A 17749-nucleotide genomic window follows, 5' to 3' on the forward strand; every position below is an offset into this window, starting at 1 on the left:
AGCTGACCGGTACCGGTAAGGAACGGTCGCTTCTGCTCAACGGTAGTCGGTCGAATACTGAAGGCACCCCCCCTCAGAGCAGAAGGACCGCACCATGACGGATCTCGCCAGCCCCGCTCTCGCCACCGGCCCCGCCGCCGACGGCCCGTCCCCCGATTCGATCGACCCCCGCCTGGTCGACGAGAGCGTCGCCCTGGTGCGGCGCTGGCTGCGCGAGGCGTCCGCGATCCCGATCGACGCCTCCGGGGCGCAGCTGGCGGGCGTGCTGAAGGACCCGTCCGGCCTGGACTTCACGGTCGGCTTCGTCGACGGCGTCGTCCGCCCCGAGGACACCCGGGTCGCGGCGGCGGCGCTGAAGGCGATCGCGGGCGGCGTGCCGTCCTTCCTCCCGGCTCCGATGCGCGGCGCCGTCGCCCTCGGCGGCGTGATGGCGCCGCTCCTCCCGGACGTCGTGGTGCCGATCGCGCGCCGGGTGCTGCGGCGGATGGTCGGCCACCTGATCATCGACGCGACCGACTCGCGCCTGGGCCCGGCCATCGCCGCGATCCGCCGCGACGGCGTCCGGCTCAACATGAACCTGCTCGGCGAGGCCGTCCTCGGCCGCGAGGAGGCCCACCGCCGCCTGGAGGGGACGCACCGGCTCCTCGCCCGCGACGACGTCGACTACGTCTCGATCAAGGTCTCCTCGAGCACCGCCCCGCACAACCCGTGGGCCTTCGACGCCGCGGTCGACGACATCGTCGAGGAGCTGGCGCCGCTGTTCGCCCGGGCCGCCGCCTCCTCGCCGCACAAGTTCATCAACCTCGACATGGAGGAGTACAAGGACCTCGACCTCACCATCGCGGTCTTCACCCGCATCCTCGACCGGCCGGAGTTCGTCGGCCTCGAGGCCGGCATCGTGCTGCAGGCCTACCTGCCGGACGCGCTCTCGGCGATGATCCGCCTGCAGGAGTGGAGCGCCGCCCGCCGGGCCCGCGGCGGCGCCGGCATCAAGGTGCGCCTGGTCAAGGGCGCGAACCTGCCGATGGAGCAGGTCGAGGCCTCGGTCCACGGCTGGCCGCTGGCGACCTGGAGCAGCAAGCAGGACTCCGACACGAACTACAAGCGCGTCGTCGACTACGCGCTGCACCCGGAGCGGATCCGCAACGTGCGGGTCGGCGTCGCCGGGCACAACCTCTTCGACGTCGCGTACTCGTGGCTGCTCGCGGGCACCCGCGGCGTCCGCGAGGGCATCGAGTACGAGATGCTCCTCGGCATGGCCCAGGGCCAGGCGGAGGCGGTGCGCCGCACGGTCGGCTCGCTCCTGCTCTACACGCCGGTCGTCGCGCCGGCCGAGTTCGACGTGGCGATCGCCTACCTGATCCGCCGGCTGGAGGAGGGCGCGTCGAGCCAGAACTTCATGTCCGCCGTCTTCGAGCTCGAGGCCGACCCGGCGCTCTTCGCGCGGGAGGAGGAGCGCTTCCGCGCCTCCGTCGCCGCCCTCGACGGTGCCGTCCCCCCGGCGCACCGCGTGCCCGACCGGTTCGCCGCGAGCGGCCGTCCGGGACCCGGCGACTTCCGCAGCACCCCCGACACCGACCCGTCCGTCGCCGCGAACCGCGAGTGGGCGCAGGCGATCCTCGCGCGCGTCCCCTCCTCCCGGGCCGGCGCCGACGCCATCGAGGCCGCCACGATCGGCACCCTCGACGAGCTGGAGTCGGTGCTCTCCGGAGCCCGCGGCAGCGGCTGGAGCGACGTCCCGGCCGAGGAGCGCGCCCGCATCCTGCACCGCGCCGGCGACGAGCTGGAGGCGCGCCGCGCCGAGCTGCTCGAGGTCATGGCGGCCGAGGGCGGCAAGACCCTCGACCAGGGCGACCCCGAGGTCTCGGAGGCCGTGGACTTCGCCCACTACTACGCCGAGCGCGCCCTCGAGCTCGACGCGGTCGACGGCGCCCGCTTCCACCCGGCCGCGCTGACCCTGGTCGCTCCGCCGTGGAACTTCCCGGTCGCGATCCCGGCCGGCGGCGTCCTCGCCGCGCTCGCTGCCGGCTCCGCCGTGGTCCTCAAGCCCGCCGGGCCGACCGCGCGCTGCGGCGCCGTGGTGGCCGAGGCGCTGTGGGCGGCGGGCGTGCCCCGCGAGGCCCTGCGCCTGCTCCGCCTTCCGGAGGAGGAGCTGGGGCGCGACCTGATCGCCTCCCCGCAGGTCGACCGCGTGATCCTCACCGGCGCCTACGAGACGGCGGAGCTGTTCCGCTCCTTCCGGAACGACCTCCCGCTGCTCGCCGAGACGAGTGGCAAGAACGCGATCGTGGTCACCCCCTCGGCCGATCTCGACCTGGCGGTGAAGGACGTGGTGGCCAGCGCCTTCGGGCACGCGGGCCAGAAGTGCTCCGCCGCCTCGCTCGTGGTGCTGGTCGGCTCCGTCGCGCGCTCGAAGCGGTTCCGCGCGCAGCTGCTCGACGCGGTCTCCTCGCTCACGGTCGGCTACCCGACCGACCCCGCGACGCGGATGGGGCCGGTGATCGAGCCGGCCGAGGGCAAGCTGCTGCGCGGCCTGACCGGGCTCGGCGCCGGCGAGACCTGGCTGCTGCAGCCGCGGAGCCTGGACGACTCCGGACGCCTGTGGAGCCCCGGCGTCCGCGACGGCGTGCGCCGCGGGTCCGAGTTCCACCGCACCGAGTACTTCGGGCCGATCCTCGGGATCATGACGGCGGCGACCCTCGACGAGGCGATCGCCGTCGTCAACGAGGTCGACTACGGACTCACCTCGGGTCTGCACGCGCTCGACCCGGAGGAGATCGGCACCTGGCTCGACGGGATCGAGGCGGGCAACCTCTACGTGAACCGCGGCATCACCGGGGCGATCGTGCAGCGCCAGCCGTTCGGCGGCTGGAAGAAGTCGGCGGTCGGCCCGGGCACCAAGGCGGGCGGGCCGGACTACCTGCTCGGCCTGGGCTCCTGGACCGCGGCGCCGGCGGAGGCGACCGCTCCGGTCGTCGGGCCGGCCGCCCGCCTGCTGGCCGCGTCGCGCACGGAGCTCTCGGCGGAGGAGTACGCCGCAGTGGAGCGGACGGCGCGCAGCTGCGCGGCGGCGTGGGCCGCGGGCGCTCCTCGCGACGTGACAGGGCTGGAGGCGGAGCGCAACGTCTTCCGCCGCCTGCCCTACGACTCCGCCGTGCTGGTGCGCCTGGCCGCCGGGGAGCCGCTGGGCTCGCTCGTGCGGGTGGCCGTCGCGGCGGCGACCGCGCAGGCGCGCGTCGTCGTCTCGAGCGCCGTGGCGCTGCCTCCGCAGCTCGCCGCCGGGCTCGACGAGGCGGCGGGTGCCGTCGTGGTGGAGGACGACGCGGCGTGGGAGGCGCGGGTGCGCGCTCACGGCGCCGGACGGGTGCGCCTGCTGGGCGCCTCCGCCGCGACGGTGACGGCCGTGACGGGCGGACGCCCCGACCTCGCGGTCTACGCCGGCGCGGCGACCGAGGCGGGCCGGCTGGAGCTGCTGCCGTTCCTCCGCGAGCAGGCCGTGTCGATCACGGCCCACCGCTTCGGCACGCCGGACCACCTCACGGACGGCCTGCTCTGACGACCCTCCCGCGAGATGCCACTTGAGTACGCCCGCCGCGGCGTGTCGCGTACTCAAGTGGCATCTCGCGCAGGGGCACGCAGGAGAGCGGGCGCCGCGGAGGGATCAGAACAGGCCGCGCGGGGGCTCGATCGAGGCGAGGACGCCGGGGGCGGCGATCACGCTGAGGCGGCCGACCTCCTCCGGGGTCAGCTCGGGCAGGCGCTGAGCGAGGTCGAGGAAGCGCTCGATCTCGGACTCCTCGAGCACGTCGGCCGCGAGCGTGCGGAACTTCGACACGTACTGCTCGCGGCTGAACGGGTGCGCGCCCAGCGGGTGCGCGTCCGCCACCGCGATCTCGTCGACGATCGTCGTGCCGTCCGTCATCAGGATCTCGACACGCGCGCCGAAGGCCTTCTCGCCCGGATCAGTGGAGTGGTAGCGGCGCGTCCACTCCGCGTCCTCCTGCGTGGTGACCCGGTGCCAGAGCGCGATCGTGTCGGCGCGGGCGGCCCGCTCGGGGGCGTAGCTGTGCACGTGGTGCCAGGAGCCGTCCTGCAGCGCCACCGTGAAGATGTACGGCACGGAGTGGTCCAGCGTCTCGCGGGACGCGGAAGGGTCGTACTTCTGCGGGTCGTTCGCGCCCGAGCCGATCACGAAGTGGGTGTGGTGCGAGGTGTGCAGGACGATCCGCTCGACGCGCTCGGGATCGGCGGCCTCGGGGTGGGTGCGGTGCAGGCGGCGGGCGAGGTCGATCAGCGCCTGCGCCTGGTACTCGGCCGAGTGCTCCTTCGTGTACGTGTCGAGGATCGCGCGCTTGGCCTCGCCGCGGTCGGGCAGCGGGACGTCGTAGCTCGCGTCGGCGCCGTCGAGCATCCAGGCGATGACGCCGTCCTCGCCCTCGTAGATCGGCGACGGGCTGGTCTCGCCGCGCATCGCCCGGTCGACCGCCTCGATCGCCATCTTCCCCGCGAAGGCCGGCGCGTACGCCTTCCAGCTCGAGATCTCGCCCTTGCGCGACTGGCGCGTGGCGGTCGTCGTGTGCAGGGCCTGCGCGACGGCCTGCTCGATCGTCGCGACGTCGAGGCCGAGCAGCGTGCCGATCCCGGCGGCGGCCGAGGGGCCGAGGTGCGCCACGTGGTCGATCTTGTGCCGGTGGAGGCTGATCGCGCGCACCAGGTCGACCTGGACCTCGTAGCCGGTGACGATGCCGCGGACGAGCTGCGCCCCGCCGATGCCCGCGTGCTGGGCGACGGCGATCAGCGGAGGGATGTTGTCGCCCGGGTGCGAGTACTCGGCCGCCAGGAACGTGTCGTGGTAGTCCAGCTCGCGCACGGCGACCCCGTTGGCCCAGGCCGCCCACTCGGGCGAGACCCGGCGGGCCGGGTCGACGCCGAGGACGACCGAGCCCTGGCCGCCGATGGACGCGGGGTGCGCCAGCGCCTGCGCGCGGGCGGCGACCACGGGGCGGCGCAGGAGCGATGCGGTGGCGACGGCGGCGTTGTCGATGACGCGGTTGACCACCATCTCGGCGACCTCGTCGTCGATCTCGACCGGATCGGCGGCGACCTCGGCGAGCGCGTGGGCGAGCTGCCCGTGTCGCGGGAGCTCCTCGTCGCTGCGGTGGACGCGGACGTGGTGTTCGTGCACGGGCGGCTCCTCTGACTCCCCCCCAGGCTATCCCTCCCCCCGATCCCCCGATCTCGCGAAATTTCGCGAGATCCCACCGCACGGTCGAGATGGCCCGCCCTCCCACGGGATCTCGTCCGCGACCCGGCATCTCGGGAACCGCCTCCGAGGAGCGCGGGCAGAATGGCCCGATGAGCTCCCCCACTCGCGTCGCGGCGTTCGACTGCGGCACCAACTCCCTCCGCCTGCTGATCGCCGACGTGGAGGGCGGCCGCCTCCGGGACGTCCAGCGCCGGACCGAGCTCGTGCGGCTTGGCCGCGGGGTCGACCGCACCGGCCGCTTCGATCCGGCGGCGCTCGAGCGGACCCTCGCCGTCACCCGCGAGTACGCGGCCGCCGCGCAGGAGGCCGGCGCCGAGCGCCTCCGCTTCGTCGCCACCTCGGCCACCCGCGACGCCGCCGACCGCGAGGACTTCCTCGCCGCCGTCGAGCGGATCCTCGGCGTGGCACCGGAGACGATCTCCGGCGTGGAGGAGGCGCGGCTCTCGTTCCGCGGCGCGGTCTCGGCCGTCGACTCCGCCCGGCCCGTCCTGGTCGTCGACCTCGGCGGCGGCTCGACCGAGCTCGTGCTCGGCGGGGCGGAGCCGGAGCAGGCGCACTCGATGGACGTCGGCAGCGTCCGCCTGACCGAGCGCCACCGCCGGGCCGCCGCGCCGACCGAGGGCGAGCGCGCGGCGATCCGCGCGGACGTGCGCGCCGCCCTGGCCGCCTCCTCCGTCGACCTCTCGCAGGCTCGGGGCGTCGTCGGCGTCGCCGCGACCGTGCTCACGATCACCGCGCACGTCCTCCGCAGCACCGACCGCGCCGCGCTCGAGACGACCCTCCCCCTCTCCGACGTGCTCGCCGCCTGCGACGAGCTCGCCGCTCTCTCCCCCGCCGGGACGGCGGCCCTCCCCTGGGTCCGCCCGGGGCGCGAGGACGTGCTCGCGGCCGGGGCACTGGTCTGGGGCGAGGTCCTCCGCGCCGTCCGCACGGCCTCGCCGGGCGTCGACCGGGTCCGCTCGACCGCGCACGACATCCTCGACGGGATCGCGCTCGGCCTCGCCTGATGTCCGTGCCGGTCAGGCGGTGAGGGCGCTCCCGGCGTCCCGCGGGAGGCGGGCGGCGGCGACGAGCGGCACGAGGGTCAGCACCGCGAGGGCGAGGAAGGCGACGCGGTAGGGGACGAGTCCGGGCCCGATCGCGGTGCCGACGGCGAGCGCCACCGCGCCCACCGCGACTCCGAGGCCGGCCGCGATCTGCTGCGTGGTGGCGTTGAGGGTGTTCGCGCCCGACATCCCCTCCTGCGGGACCTCGGCGAACGTGACGGTGTTGTAGGCGGTGAAGCCCGCCGAGCGGGCCACTCCGCTCAGCACCAGCAGCGCGACCACGAGCGCCACCGGAGTCGCCGGCTCGAGGAACGCCATCGCCGCCATGCACGCCGCCCCGACCGCGCTCGCCGCGACCAGCACCCCGCGGAAGCCGAGGCGCCGCAGCAGCGGAGTCGTGGCCGGCTTGATCGCCAGGTTGCCGGCGAAGAGCGCCAGCACCACGGAGCCGGCCTGCACCGGGCTCCAGCCGAACGCGTCCTGGAACAGCAGCGGGAGCAGGAACGGCACCGCGTTCACGGTCGCCCGGTAGAGCGATCCGCTCGCGTTGGCGATCCGGAAGGTGCGGAAGCGGAAGGCGTCGAGCCGCACGAGCGGATTCTCGGCGCGGCGCAGGTGCCGCACGGCGAGCGCCGTCACGACCGCGCCGACGAGCATCGGCGCCACCGCTCGCCCGTCGAGCTCGGAACCGGTGAGGAGCCCCGCCGCTCCGACCAGCGCGCCGAGCCCGACCGCGACGAGCACCAGCCCGGTGACGTCGAGCGGGGGCGGCGCGCTCTCGGCGGTGGCGGGGACGATCCGGCGCGCGATCGCGAACGCGACGACCCCGAGGGGCAGGTTGATCAGGAAGATCCAGTGCCAGGAGGCGACGGTGGTGAGCAGGCCGCCGAGGAACGGTGCGATCACGGGCGCGACCAGTCCCGGCCAGACCAGGATCGCGATGGCGTGGATGATCCCCTCCCGCGGGGTCGCCCGTAGCACCGCGAGCCGGCCGACCGGGACCATCAGCGCTCCGCCGACGCCCTGCAGGACTCGGGCGCCGACCAGCAGCGGCAGCGTGGGGCTGAGGGCGCAGAGCAGGGAGGCGAGGGTGAAGACGGCGATCGCGGTGGTGAACACGCGGCGCACGCCGAAGCGCTCGCTGAGCCAGCCCGAGGCCGGGATGAGGACGGCGACGGTGAGGAGGAACGCGGTGACGGTGATCGAGACCGCGGCGGAGTCGACGCCCAGGTCGGCGGCGATCGCGGGCGCGGCCGTCGTCACGATCGTGGCGTCGAGGTTCTCCATGAAGAAGCAGCCGGCGACGAGCAGTGCGAGGGAGCGGTGGCGGGGGTCCGTGCTGTCCTCCTCGGCGTAGGGCTGTCGGCGGCGAGCGTAGCGCGGCGGCGGCGCGGCCGCCGGGCGGGTACCGTCGCAGCATGAGCGCTGCAGCCGAGACCAGGACGATCCAACTCCGACGCTACGAGCTGATGGACGGGGTGATGGACGACTTCCTCGCCTGGTTCCCCGAGCGGATCGTGCCGGCGCGCGAGGCCCACGGCTTCCGGGTCGAGTTCGCCTACGCCGACCGCGAGGTGAACGAGTTCGTCTGGGCGGTCAGCACGGCCGGCGACGCCGACGCGTTCGGCGAGGTCGAGCGGGCCTACCTGGCCTCGCCCGAGCGCGACGCCGCCTTCGCGGGCGAGCCGAAGCGCGTCGCGGTGCAGCACGTGCGGCTGGTCGAGCGGATCGTCTGACCCGAGCGGATCGTCTGACCCGGGCGCCGTCGGACCCGGGCGCCGTCCGACCCGGGCGCCGTCCGACCCGGGCGCCGTCGCCTCCGGTGCCGCCCGTCAGCTCCGCGCGCGCCGAACGGCCGCGAGGACGCCACGGACCACGAGCGTCCCGACCGCGATCGACCCGATCGCTCCGGTCAGGCGCGCCCAGACGTGCCTCGACCGGTCGATCCCGGCGCGATCGGCGGGCGAGGGCAGCGAGGCGGGCGCGAGCGTGCGGCCCGCGGCCCCCGCCTCGGCCATGTGCGCGAGCCGGCGCACGGCCTCGCGGTTGCGGATCCAGAGGAACGAGTGCATCAGCGGCTTCGGGACGAGCGTGCCCGGACCCTTCACGGGGGCCTCGTGCATCCGCACCTTCGCGCCGCGCGCGTGCGGCTCGACCTCGACGCGCACCCGGGCCTCGCCGAGCGGCCAGCCCGCGGCCTGGACGACCATCCGGCGCGGCGGGTCCCACTCGAGCACCGTGGTGCGGTCGTCGATCACCAGCGGCCAGAGCCCGAAGGAGTGGTGCAGCTGCGAGCCCACGTGCGGGAAGTCGGCGTCGACCTTCCGCATCCGAGACGCGCCGACGACCCAGCTCGGGAACAGCCAGCCGGAGGCCAGCACCGCGAAGACGGACTCGGGCGGGCAGTGGACGACGCGGGTGGTGCGGGACATCGTGGACTCCTTCGAGTGGTGGCGGGGCGGGCGACGGGCGCCGTCCCCCAGCCTGGCAGGCCGGGGACGGCGGCGGCCACCGCGCAGCGGCGGCGCGTCGGACCGGGACGCCCGAGGACGGGCGCACCCCGCATCGAGGGCGGCGGGTCGACGGCACCGGACCGACGGCGGCTCAGGCCGGGCGCGCCTCCGGCGACAGGTCGGGCGACTCGCGCACTCCGAACTCGTGCCGCAGCGCGCTCCGGGCGGCGTGCCAGCCGGCCATGCCGTGCACGCCCGGGCCGGGCGGGGTGGACGAGGAGCAGAGGTAGAGCCCCTTCGCGGGCGTCCGCCACGGGTCGGTCGTGGGGACCGGGCGCGAGAGCAGCTGCGCGACGCTCGCGGCTCCGGCGGCGATGTCCCCGCCCAGGTAGTTCGGGTTGTAGGCCTGCATGTCGCGGGCAGTCATCGAGGAGGCGCCGATCACGCGGTCGCGGAACCCGGGGGCGAAGCGCTCGATCTGGGCGGTGATCGCCTCCTGCTGGTCGGCGGGCGAGTACCGGGGGACGTGCGTGTACGCCCAGAGGACGTGCTTGCCCTCGGGCGCCCGGGTCGGGTCGGCGGTCGAGGGCTGCGCCACCAGCACGTAGGGGCTGCGGCTGTGCCCGCCGCGTTTGACGTCGCGCTCGGCGGCCGCGATCTCGGCGCGGCTCCCGCCCACGTGCAGCGTGCCCGCGCCGGCGAGCTCCGGGTTCGACCACGGCACCGGCCCGTCGAGGGCGAAGTCGACCTTGGCCACGCCGTTGCCGTAGCGGAAGCGCTGGAGGGCGGCGGCGTAGGCCGGGGGCAGCCGGTCCCCCGCCATCGCGAGCAGCGCCGTCGGAGTGCCGTCGACGAGCACGGCGCGGGCCGGGGGCAGCTCGGAGAGCGAGGTCACCTCGACGCCGGTCTCGATGGTGCCGCCGTGCGCCCGGAGGTCGTCGGCGAGCGCGTCGACGATCGACTGGCTGCCGCCGATCGGCACCGGCCAGCCGCGCGCGTGGGCGTAGGCGCCGAGTGCCAGGGCGGCCGCGGCCGTCGACGGGCTCGGCATCGGGCGGATGGAGTGCGCGGCGACCCCGGAGAACATCGCCGGGGCGACGTCCTCGCGGAAGCGCAGATTCCAGACCGGGGTGCCCTGCTCGAGCACCCGGAGCCCGAAGCGGATCAGCACGCTCGGATCCGTCGGGATCCGCAGCAGCGCGTCGTTGGTGAAGCCCGCGACGCGGTCGGCCCGCTCGGAGAGAGGGCCCATCAGCGCGCGCCACGCCGCTCCGTCGCGCCCCAGCGCCTCGACCGTGCGGTCGAGGTCGCGGTAGGCGATGCCGGCGCGGCCCCCGTCGAGCGGATGCGCGTACGAGATCTCGGGGACGACCAGCTCGATGCGCCGGTCGAGCCCGAAGGCGCGGAAGAACCCGGACGCGAGCGCCATCGGGTGCACCGCCGAGCAGACGTCGTGGTGGAACCCGGGCAGCGTCAGCTCCGCCGTGCGCGCGCCTCCGCCGATCGTCTCGTTGCGCTCGAGCACGGTCACCGAGAGCCCGGCCCGCGCGAGCGTGACCGCGGCGGCGAGGCCGTTGGGCCCCGCCCCGATGACGACGGCGTCGACCACGGTCACTTCCTCCGCAGGGCCGAGACGACGCCCACGGCGCCGGCGGCGAGGGCCGCGGCGGCCCCCGCGTAGCTCAGAGCGCGGTGGCGGATCATCCAGATCTGAGGCGTCATGGTGTGCGCGCGGTCGCTGAAGAGGCCCCGGGCGCCGTGATCGCCGGGGACCGGCTCGTAGACGTTGTTCGGGAGCATCGGCTCCGTCTTGTCGGGGGCCTGCTGCCCGTCGAAGGCGCTGCGGGCGAGGTACCAGTCCATGAAGCGCCCGGCGAAGCGGTCGCCGAGGATGGTGCCCGCGGTCGGCTCGCCGACCCAGGTGCGGCGGCGCGGCTTGTCGGCCACGTCGGCGATCGCGATCGCGCCCACCTCGGGCTCGTAGATCGGCGGCACGGGCTGAGGGTGGTGCGGCAGCTGGGACTTCACCCAGTTGAACTGGATGGTGTTGAGCGCCGGCATGTCGACCTCGGACAGGCGCACGCGGCTCTTCGCGTGCAGCAGCTCGGCGGTGACGGCCTCGGTGAAGCCACGGGCCCCGAACTTGGAGGCGCAGTAGGCCGCCTGCAGCGGGATGCCGCGGTGCGCGAGGGCGGAGCCGACCTGGATGACGTGCCCGCGGTCGCGCGGGGTCATCCGGGAGAGCGCCGCCCGGGTGCCGTTGACGAAGCCGAAGAAGTTGACGCCCACGGCGCGCTCGAAGTCGGCGGGCTCGGTCGAGAGGAACTCGCCGAAGACGCCGACCATCGCGTCGTTGACCCACAGCTCGATCGGGCCGAGCTCGGCCTCGACCCGGTCGGCCGCCGACTCGACGGCCTCGCGGTCGGCCACGTCGGTCGGGATGCCCAGCCCGCGCCGGCCCTTCTGCTCGATCTCGGCGACGGTGGCGGCCAGGCCGTCCTCGCCGCGCGCCAGCACGGCGACGTCCCAGCCGCGAGAGGCGAGCTCGCGCACGGTGGCGCGCCCCAGTCCGGCCGTGCCCCCGGTGACGACGGCGACTCCGCGGCTCATGCGCGGGCCTCGCGGACGGGGGTCTCGGTGCGGGGGTGCTGGGTCATGGTGCGAGCTCCTTCATGAGGGCGCGGGATACGTCGGGGATCCCACGCTAGGCGGGTGGACGGCGCGGCGCGCGGGGTTGCGCCTGATCGGTGGAGAGCTCGGTGGATCCGAGCCCGGGGAGGAGAATCGCTCCCGACAGCTCCCGGCTGTCCTCCAGAGACCGCCGCCAGACTGACGCCCGCCCGAGCACCCTCCGACCGGATCGACGCATGACCACTCTCCTCGACCTGAGCCTCGTCTCCGGCCCCCTCGTCGTCGCCGTCTACGTGCTCGCGGCCGCAGCGCTCCTCCTCCTGCTCGCCGCCCACGTCCGCGCCCCCCGCCGCGGGCGCTCCCGACGCGGCGGGATCGCCGTCGCGGTCCTCCTCCTGGGCCTGATCGGCGGCGCCGCCCTGGCCGCCCTCGTCGACGGGCCCGACGGCCCGTTCGGCGTCGACTTCACGCCGGTCACCCGCGTGGCGATCGGTCTCGGGATCGGCGGGGCGGGCGTCGCCCTGGTCGTCCTCGGCCACGCGATCGCCCGCCGGCGCGTGCGGGGGGTGCTCGCGTCGCTCGCGGCCGGAGTGCTCGTCGTCGCGGCGGCCGCGATGACCGTCAACATCGACTTCGGCCAGTACCCCACGGTGCGCAGCGCGCTCGGGATCAGCGCGTACTCCGACTCCTCCGTGCCGGTCGCCGCCGCGAACGGACCGCACTCGGACCTCGCGACCTGGACGGCCCCGGCCGGGATGCCCGCCGTCGGGTCGGTCTCGACGGTCGCCATCCCCGCCACCGCGTCGGGCTTCCCCGCCCGCGACGCCGTGGTCTACCTCCCGCCCGCGGCTCTCACGGCGACCCCGCCGCTGCTGCCGGTGATGATCATGTTCTCGGGGCAGCCCGGGTCGCCCTCCGATCCGCTCTCGACCGAGAAGTTCCAGCAGACCCTCGACGCCTACGCCGCCGCGCACGCCGGCCTCGCCCCGATCGTCGTGTCGCCCGACCAGCTGGGCGATCCGGACAAGAACCCGATGTGCGTCGACTCGCCGCTGGCGAAGTCGGCCACCTACCTCACCGTCGACGTCCCGAACTGGATCCGCGCGAACCTCCCGGTGCTCGGCGACGCGCAGCACTGGGCGATCGGCGGCCTCTCGCAGGGCGGGACCTGCTCGATCCAGCTCGGCGCCGGCTACCCGTCGCTCTTCGGCAACATCGTCGACGCCTCGGGCGAGCTCGCGCCGACCCTCGGCAGCGAGGCGGCGACCGTCGCGCAGGGGTTCGGCGGAGACCAGGCCGCCTACGAGGCCGCGAAGCCGGTGAGCATCCTCGCGAAGAACGCCCCCTACACCGGCACCGTCGCGATCTTCGGGGTCGGCGCCGAGGACACCTCGTTCCTCCCCGGAGCGAAGACCGTCTACGCCGCGGCCGTCGCCGCCGGCATGAGCGCCACCTACCTCGAGGTGCCGGACAGCGCCCACGACGTCACGGCGTGGTCGGCGACTTTCGACAAGGGCCTCGAGATCCTCGCCGACCGCTGGAAGCTCGTCCCCGCCTCCTGAGCGGCTCCGGTCCTCAGGCGCTCTCGACCAGCCGGACCGCCGCCTCGATCCCTCCGCTCCAGGGCGCCCCGTGGCCCGGGACCACCCAGCGCGCCCCGGTGGGCAGGAGCGCTCGGAGCGACGCGAGCGCCTGCTCCGGCTCGTCGGTGAAGGGCGCGGGCTGCGGACCCGTGCGGCCGGTGAGCACGTGGCGGGTGGTCAGCCCGTCGCCCACGAAGACCGCGTCGGCCAGTGGCACGTGCACGGCGATGCTCCCCGGGGAGTGGCCCGGGAGCGCGATCACGCGGGGAGCGCCCGGCAGATCGAGCGTCTGCCCGTCGTGGACCTCGACGACCTCGGTGAGCGGCGGGACCGTCGCGATGCCCTTCCGCAGCGCGTAAGCGGCGAAGCCGAGGAGCGGCAGGACGCGCAGCCGCGGTGTCGCGGTCTTCGGCTTCGCGCCGCCCTTCGCCCGCTCGGCGTCGGCGGCGTGCACGTGGACCGGCACGCCGTGGTCGCGGCGCAGGCGCTCGGCGAAGCCCACGTGGTCGGAGTCGCCGTGGGTGAGCACGACGCCACGCACGTCGTCGAGGGTGCGGCCCATCGCGCGCAGCTCGGCCAGGAGCTCCGGCCAGAGGCCGGGCAGGCCGGCGTCGATGAGGGTGACGCCCTCGTCGGTGTGGACGAGGTGGACGGCGACGATGTCGGTGCCGATGCGGCGCAGGTGGGGTCCGAGTTCCATGATGGCTACGCTAGTTAGCCATCATGGCTACTGTCAATAGCTATACTCGGCCCATGCCCACTCCCGACCGCACCTCCCTCGAGGCGATCGTGCGCGCCGCCGGCGAGCTGCTCGAGCGCGACGGGCTCGCCGGGGTCACGATGCAGGCCGTCGCGCAGACCGTCGGAGTCCGCGCACCCTCCCTCTACAAGCGCGTCGAGGGGCGCGAGACCCTGATCCGCCTCGTCGCCGAAGACGCCCTCACCGCGCTCGCCGACCGCCTCGCTGACGCCTCGGACGCCGCCGCGCTCGCCGACCGCCTCCGCGCCTTCGGCCACGAGCGGCCGGCCGCGTTCCTCCTCGTGATGGCTCCCGCCCCCGGCACGCCCGTCGCCGCCCAGGAGTTCCGCGACGCGGCGAGCACCCGCCTCCTGGACCTCACCGCGCAGCTGGCGGGCGAGGACGACGCCCTCGAGGCCGCCCGCACGCTGACCGCCTGGGCGACGGGGTTCATCGGCATGGAGATCACCGGCGCCTTCACCCTCGGCGGCGACGTGGAGCGCGCCTGGCGCTTCGGGCTGGGGCGGATCGTCTCCGCGCTCGCTCCAGCCGCGCCGCGCTGAGCGCCGCCGCTCAGGCCCGGCGGAGCGCCGCCTCGTCCTCGAGGAAGCGCGGGCGGCACGCGACGATCCCGCTGACCAGCAGCACCGCCACTCCGGCGAACAGCAGCGCGTACGCGCCGCTCCAGTCCCCCTGCGCCTCGTAGAGCACGCCGATCAGCAGCGGGCCGAGGCAGGCGAGCCCGTAGCCGAGCCCCTGCGTGGCGCCGGAGAGGGTCGAGGAGCCGGTGGTCGTCCGCGTCCGCGCGTTCACGAGCGTCAGCGTCATCGGGAAGGTGCTGACGCCGAGCCCGAGGCAGACCACCCACGCCACGGCACCCTCCAGCGGAGCGACGACGAGGCCCGCGTAGCCGACGGCGAGCAGCGCGCAGCACACCACCACGACCACGACCGGGTTGCGCATCCCCAGCGTCAGCGGCGGCACCACGAACGCGGCGGCGAGGCCGAACACCGAGAACAGCGCCAGCAGCGCCCCGCCCTGCGCCGGGTCCGCGCCCGCGTCGACGAGGATCGTCGGCAGCCAGGTGATGATCCCGTAGGTGTGCAGACCGGTCATCCCGAGCATCAGCACCATCGCCCAGAGCAGCGGCGTGCGCCACGCCCCGTCGACGCGGCCGCCGGCAGCGGCCGGGGCCGCCCCGCCTGCTCCGCGGGCCGCGAGCGCCGCCCAGAGCAGGCAGGCCGCGGCCGTCATCACGGCCCAGATCCCGATCGCCCAGCGCCAGCCGGCCGTCGAGGCCAGCGGCACCGCGACCAGCGGAGCGACGAACTGGCCCACCTGCAGCAGCGCCAGGTAGAGCGAGCTGACCGTCTTGATCCGCTCGGCGAAGTACCGCTTCACGATCGGCACGATGAGCACGTTCGTGGTGCCCACGCCCGCGAAGGCGACGACGGTCGAGAGCACGAGCGCGACCGGGCTCGGGCTCAGCGCGCGGAGGGCGATGCCCAGCGTGGACACCAGCGTCGCGATCGCGAGCGTGCGCTCCAGACCGATCCGGCGCGAGACGGCCGCGGCGACGAAGCCGAAGACGGCGAAGGAGGCGGTGACGATCGTGCCCAGCGCCCCGTAGAGCGAGGGCCCGAAGCCGAGGTCGGCGCCGATGGTGTCGAGCAGCGGGCTGAAGCCGGTGACGGCGGTGCGGAGGTTCAGCGCGGTGATCGCGATCGCGGCGAGGGCGAGGAGGGCGGTGGCGCGGAGCGTCGGTGCTGCGGTCATGGAGTCCCCAAGAGATAGGATGATGGGATGAATCTCGGCGAGTCTAGCCCTGCGGCGCCGTTCCAGCGCGAGAGCGTGATCGACCACGTCACCGCGCTGTTCCACGAGGAGATCCGCTCCGGCCGCTGGGCCGTCGGCCAGCGGATCCCGGTGGAGGCGGAGCTCGCCCGCTGGACCGGCGCGGGCCGCAACTCCGTCCGCGAGGCCGTTCAGGCACTCGTGCAGGCGGGCCTCGTACGGCGGGAGCAGGGCCGCGGCACGTTCGTCACCGCACGCTCGCAGCTCGCCGAGTCGCTGCGCCGCCGCATCCCGAGCGCCGCCCGCCGGGAGGGCCTGGAGCTGCGCTTCGCGATCGACGGGGCGACGGCCGCGCTCGCGGCCGAGCGCCGCACCGGGGAGGACGTCGCGTCGCTCCGCGCCCTGCTGGCCCGCCGGGCCCGGTCGTGGGAGGCGCCGGAGCTCGCGGAGCGGATCGCCGCGGACACCGCGCTGCACCGGGCCGTCGTCGTCGCGACCCACAACGACCTGTTCGTCGAGCTCTACGACGGCCTCACCGGCATGTTCGAGTCGGTGCTGGAGGAGGACGTCGTCGGCGAGGAGGACCTGCACGCCCGGCAGCACGCCGAGCTGGTCGAGGCGATCGCCGCGGGCGACGCCGAGGGGGCGCGGCGCCGGATCGAGGAGCTGCTCGCGCCGCTGCTGGCCGAGGCGCAGCACGACGGCGGCTGAGGGGACTCCCCCTCCGCGGCGGACGGCACGCGCTCGTCGCCGGTGCCGTGTCGTCCGCCGAGCCGGATCGTCCGAGCGGGATCAGCCCCGCGGACGCCGGGTCGACCAGAGCGCCCACGCCACCAGCAGCGGCTGGAACGCGAGGCGCACGGCGCGCTTGCGGTCGGTGTCGAGCCCGAAGGCGCTCGTCCGCGTCACCCACTGCGAGATGTTGCCCGGGAAGATCGCGGTGAAGAAGGCGGCGGCCGCGGCTCCGGCCAGCGGCGCCCGGCGGCGCGCGAGCACCAGCGAGGCGCCCAGCCCGATCTCGACCACGCCCGAGGCCAGCACGACCGCGTCCTTGTCCAGCGGCACCCACTCCGGCACCTGCGCCTGGAACTCCTCCCGCTTGCGGGTGAGGTGGCTCACCCCCGCGAAGAGGAGGGCGGAGCCGAGGAGCACCTTGGCGCCGGTGCGGAGGAGGGACGGGGAGGAGCGTGTCATGCGCTCCATCGTTCCGGATGCGGGCCGCCGCCGCCGGGTGGCGCGGCCACTGCGCACGAACGTGCCGGTGTCGGAGGCGGCGCCTAGTCTGATCGCGTGACTGACCGCATCCTCGTCCTCACCACCGGTGGCACCGTCGACAAGGAGTACTCGCTCGCGGGCGAGCTCGAGATCGGCTCCCCGATGGTGCCGCGCCTGCTCGCCCCGGTGCTCACCACGCTCGAGTTCCGCGTCGAGGAGGTCCTCGCCAAGGACAGCCTCGAGCTCGACGACGCCGATCGGGCCCTCATCCGCGAGCGGGTGCTCGCCGCCGAGGAGGACCGGATCGTCCTCACCCACGGCACCGACACGATGACCGCGACGGCCGAGGCCCTCGGCGTCGTCCGCGATCGGGTGGTCGTCCTCACCGGCGCGATGCAGCCCGCACGGATGCTCGACAGCGACGCCGCGTTCAACCTCGGCACCGCGGTCGCCGCCGTGCAGCTGCTGCCGCCGGGCGTCTACCTCGCGATGAGCGGGCGGGTGCTGCCGGCCGGCTCCGTGGTGAAGGACCGGTCGATCGGCGTGTTCCTCCCCGCCTGAGCCGCTCGCGGGTCGAGGGGCTCCGGCGAACGGGCCCCCGATCGGACCGGCCTCAGGCCTCGGCGAGCTCCGCCGTGCAGGCCGCGCAGAGCCCGAACACATCCACGACGTGGTGGGCGTCCGTGAAGCCGTTCTGCGACGCGACCGAGCGCGCCCACTCCTCGACCTCGTCGGCCGCGATCTCGACCGTCAGCCCGCAGCGGCGGCAGATCAGGTGGTGGTGGTGCGTCCCGGGCGTGCAGGCGCGGTAGAGGCTCTCGCCCTCGGGAGACTGCAGCGAGTCGGCCTCGCCCTCCACGGCCAGGTCCGAGAGCGCGCGGTAGACCGTCGCGAGCCCGATCGGCGAGCCGGAGGCGTGCAGCGCGCTGTGCAGGCCCTGGGCGCTGACGAAGTCCTCGCGACGCCCGAGAGCCTCGCGCACCGCCTCGCGCTGCCACGTGTTGCGCTTGACCACTGGACCA

16 protein-coding genes are annotated in these 17749 nt (G+C 74.9%); 7 read left to right on the forward strand and 9 right to left on the reverse strand.

Annotated elements, in window-relative coordinates; translation table 11 throughout:
- Window positions 1–94 precede the first annotated feature (94 nt).
- Complete coding sequence (locus tag GSU45_RS14230; RefSeq protein ID WP_159915869.1) at window positions 95–3556, forward strand: bifunctional proline dehydrogenase/L-glutamate gamma-semialdehyde dehydrogenase; 3462 nt, start codon at window positions 95–97, stop codon at window positions 3554–3556.
- 105 nt (window positions 3557–3661) lie between these two features.
- On the opposite strand, the gene GSU45_RS14235 is transcribed toward GSU45_RS14230, so the two are convergent.
- Entirely contained in the window at window positions 3662–5185 is a 1524-nt protein-coding gene (locus GSU45_RS14235) for an MmgE/PrpD family protein (protein WP_159915871.1), read from the reverse strand.
- A 170-nt stretch (window positions 5186–5355) separates the two neighbouring features.
- Here GSU45_RS14235 and GSU45_RS14240 point away from each other — a divergent pair, with 170 nt between their 5' ends.
- On the forward strand, window positions 5356–6273 hold the full coding sequence (locus GSU45_RS14240; protein ID WP_159915873.1) for an exopolyphosphatase: 918 nt from the start codon (window positions 5356–5358) through the stop codon (window positions 6271–6273).
- A 12-nt stretch (window positions 6274–6285) separates the two neighbouring features.
- Here GSU45_RS14240 and GSU45_RS14245 read toward each other — a convergent pair whose 3' ends face one another.
- The gene (locus GSU45_RS14245; RefSeq protein WP_279631119.1) at window positions 6286–7623 is read right to left on the reverse strand and encodes an MFS transporter; all 1338 of its coding nucleotides are present in this window, start codon (window positions 7621–7623) and stop codon (window positions 6286–6288) included.
- Window positions 7624–7730: 107 nt separating this feature from the next.
- On the opposite strand from GSU45_RS14245, the gene GSU45_RS14250 reads away from it, so the two are divergent.
- On the forward strand, window positions 7731–8048 hold the full coding sequence (locus GSU45_RS14250; RefSeq protein WP_159915877.1) for an NIPSNAP family protein: 318 nt from the start codon (window positions 7731–7733) through the stop codon (window positions 8046–8048).
- Between the two features lie 96 nt (window positions 8049–8144).
- On the opposite strand, the gene GSU45_RS14255 is transcribed toward GSU45_RS14250, so the two are convergent.
- The 3 genes from GSU45_RS14255 to GSU45_RS14265 form a co-directional block, all read right to left on the reverse strand.
- Window positions 8145–8744: an SRPBCC domain-containing protein gene (locus tag GSU45_RS14255; protein WP_159915879.1), complete on the reverse strand. Its 600-nt coding sequence runs from the start codon at window positions 8742–8744 to the stop codon at window positions 8145–8147.
- 172 nt (window positions 8745–8916) lie between these two features.
- Complete coding sequence (locus tag GSU45_RS14260) at window positions 8917–10380, reverse strand: NAD(P)/FAD-dependent oxidoreductase (protein WP_159915881.1); 1464 nt, start codon at window positions 10378–10380, stop codon at window positions 8917–8919.
- Window positions 10377–11375, reverse strand: coding sequence for an SDR family oxidoreductase (locus GSU45_RS14265; RefSeq protein WP_159915883.1), 999 nt, complete (start codon window positions 11373–11375; stop codon window positions 10377–10379). The genes GSU45_RS14260 and GSU45_RS14265 overlap by 4 nt, the downstream gene beginning before the upstream one ends.
- Window positions 11376–11632: 257 nt before the next feature.
- On the opposite strand from GSU45_RS14265, the gene GSU45_RS14270 reads away from it, so the two are divergent.
- Window positions 11633–12958, forward strand: coding sequence for an alpha/beta hydrolase-fold protein (locus GSU45_RS14270; RefSeq protein ID WP_159915885.1), 1326 nt, complete (start codon window positions 11633–11635; stop codon window positions 12956–12958).
- Window positions 12959–12971: 13 nt separating this feature from the next.
- On the opposite strand, the gene GSU45_RS14275 is transcribed toward GSU45_RS14270, so the two are convergent.
- Window positions 12972–13679, reverse strand: a complete 708-nt coding sequence (locus tag GSU45_RS14275; RefSeq protein WP_159915887.1) for an MBL fold metallo-hydrolase — start codon at window positions 13677–13679, stop codon at window positions 12972–12974.
- Window positions 13680–13732: 53 nt separating this feature from the next.
- On the opposite strand from GSU45_RS14275, the gene GSU45_RS14280 reads away from it, so the two are divergent.
- A complete protein-coding gene (locus tag GSU45_RS14280) occupies window positions 13733–14281 on the forward strand; it encodes a TetR/AcrR family transcriptional regulator (protein ID WP_159915889.1) in 549 nt (182 codons plus the stop codon).
- A 10-nt stretch (window positions 14282–14291) separates the two neighbouring features.
- On the opposite strand, the gene GSU45_RS14285 is transcribed toward GSU45_RS14280, so the two are convergent.
- Window positions 14292–15494 carry an MFS transporter gene (locus GSU45_RS14285; protein ID WP_159915891.1) on the reverse strand — a complete coding sequence of 401 codons (1203 nt, stop codon included), beginning with the start codon at window positions 15492–15494 and terminating at the stop codon, window positions 14292–14294.
- 27 nt (window positions 15495–15521) lie between these two features.
- On the opposite strand from GSU45_RS14285, the gene GSU45_RS14290 reads away from it, so the two are divergent.
- Window positions 15522–16223 carry an FCD domain-containing protein gene (locus GSU45_RS14290; protein ID WP_159915893.1) on the forward strand — a complete coding sequence of 234 codons (702 nt, stop codon included), beginning with the start codon at window positions 15522–15524 and terminating at the stop codon, window positions 16221–16223.
- A gap of 81 nt (window positions 16224–16304) precedes the next feature.
- On the opposite strand, the gene GSU45_RS14295 is transcribed toward GSU45_RS14290, so the two are convergent.
- Entirely contained in the window at window positions 16305–16706 is a 402-nt protein-coding gene (locus GSU45_RS14295; RefSeq protein ID WP_159915895.1) for a hypothetical protein, read from the reverse strand.
- 96 nt (window positions 16707–16802) lie between these two features.
- Between GSU45_RS14295 and GSU45_RS14300 the strand changes: the two genes are divergently transcribed.
- A complete protein-coding gene (locus tag GSU45_RS14300; RefSeq protein WP_159915897.1) occupies window positions 16803–17288 on the forward strand; it encodes an asparaginase domain-containing protein in 486 nt (161 codons plus the stop codon).
- A 52-nt stretch (window positions 17289–17340) separates the two neighbouring features.
- Here GSU45_RS14300 and GSU45_RS14305 read toward each other — a convergent pair whose 3' ends face one another.
- Window positions 17341–17742 carry a transcriptional repressor gene (locus GSU45_RS14305; RefSeq protein WP_104238381.1) on the reverse strand — a complete coding sequence of 134 codons (402 nt, stop codon included), beginning with the start codon at window positions 17740–17742 and terminating at the stop codon, window positions 17341–17343.
- Between the last annotated feature and the right edge of the window lie 7 nt (window positions 17743–17749).

Source organism: Rathayibacter sp. VKM Ac-2801, from assembly GCF_009834245.1.
In the GTDB taxonomy this organism is placed as follows: Bacteria; Actinomycetota; Actinomycetes; order Actinomycetales; family Microbacteriaceae; genus Rathayibacter.

What these genes read in the sequence shown, in the direction of transcription:
- GSU45_RS14230 (WP_159915869.1), top strand. Translation starts at nt 95, where the DNA reads ATGACGGATCTCGCCAGCCCCGCTCTCGCCACCGGCCCCGCCGCCGAC.
- GSU45_RS14240 (WP_159915873.1), top strand. Translation starts at nt 5,356, where the DNA reads ATGAGCTCCCCCACTCGCGTCGCGGCGTTCGACTGCGGCACCAACTCC.
- GSU45_RS14250 (WP_159915877.1), top strand. Translation starts at nt 7,731, where the DNA reads ATGAGCGCTGCAGCCGAGACCAGGACGATCCAACTCCGACGCTACGAG.
- GSU45_RS14255 (WP_159915879.1), bottom strand. Translation starts at nt 8,744, where the DNA reads ATGTCCCGCACCACCCGCGTCGTCCACTGCCCGCCCGAGTCCGTCTTC.
- GSU45_RS14265 (WP_159915883.1), bottom strand. Translation starts at nt 11,375, where the DNA reads ATGAGCCGCGGAGTCGCCGTCGTCACCGGGGGCACGGCCGGACTGGGG.
- GSU45_RS14270 (WP_159915885.1), top strand. Translation starts at nt 11,633, where the DNA reads ATGACCACTCTCCTCGACCTGAGCCTCGTCTCCGGCCCCCTCGTCGTC.
- GSU45_RS14275 (WP_159915887.1), bottom strand. Translation starts at nt 13,679, where the DNA reads ATGGAACTCGGACCCCACCTGCGCCGCATCGGCACCGACATCGTCGCC.
- GSU45_RS14280 (WP_159915889.1), top strand. Translation starts at nt 13,733, where the DNA reads ATGCCCACTCCCGACCGCACCTCCCTCGAGGCGATCGTGCGCGCCGCC.
- GSU45_RS14285 (WP_159915891.1), bottom strand. Translation starts at nt 15,494, where the DNA reads ATGACCGCAGCACCGACGCTCCGCGCCACCGCCCTCCTCGCCCTCGCC.
- GSU45_RS14290 (WP_159915893.1), top strand. Translation starts at nt 15,522, where the DNA reads ATGAATCTCGGCGAGTCTAGCCCTGCGGCGCCGTTCCAGCGCGAGAGC.
- GSU45_RS14295 (WP_159915895.1), bottom strand. Translation starts at nt 16,706, where the DNA reads ATGACACGCTCCTCCCCGTCCCTCCTCCGCACCGGCGCCAAGGTGCTC.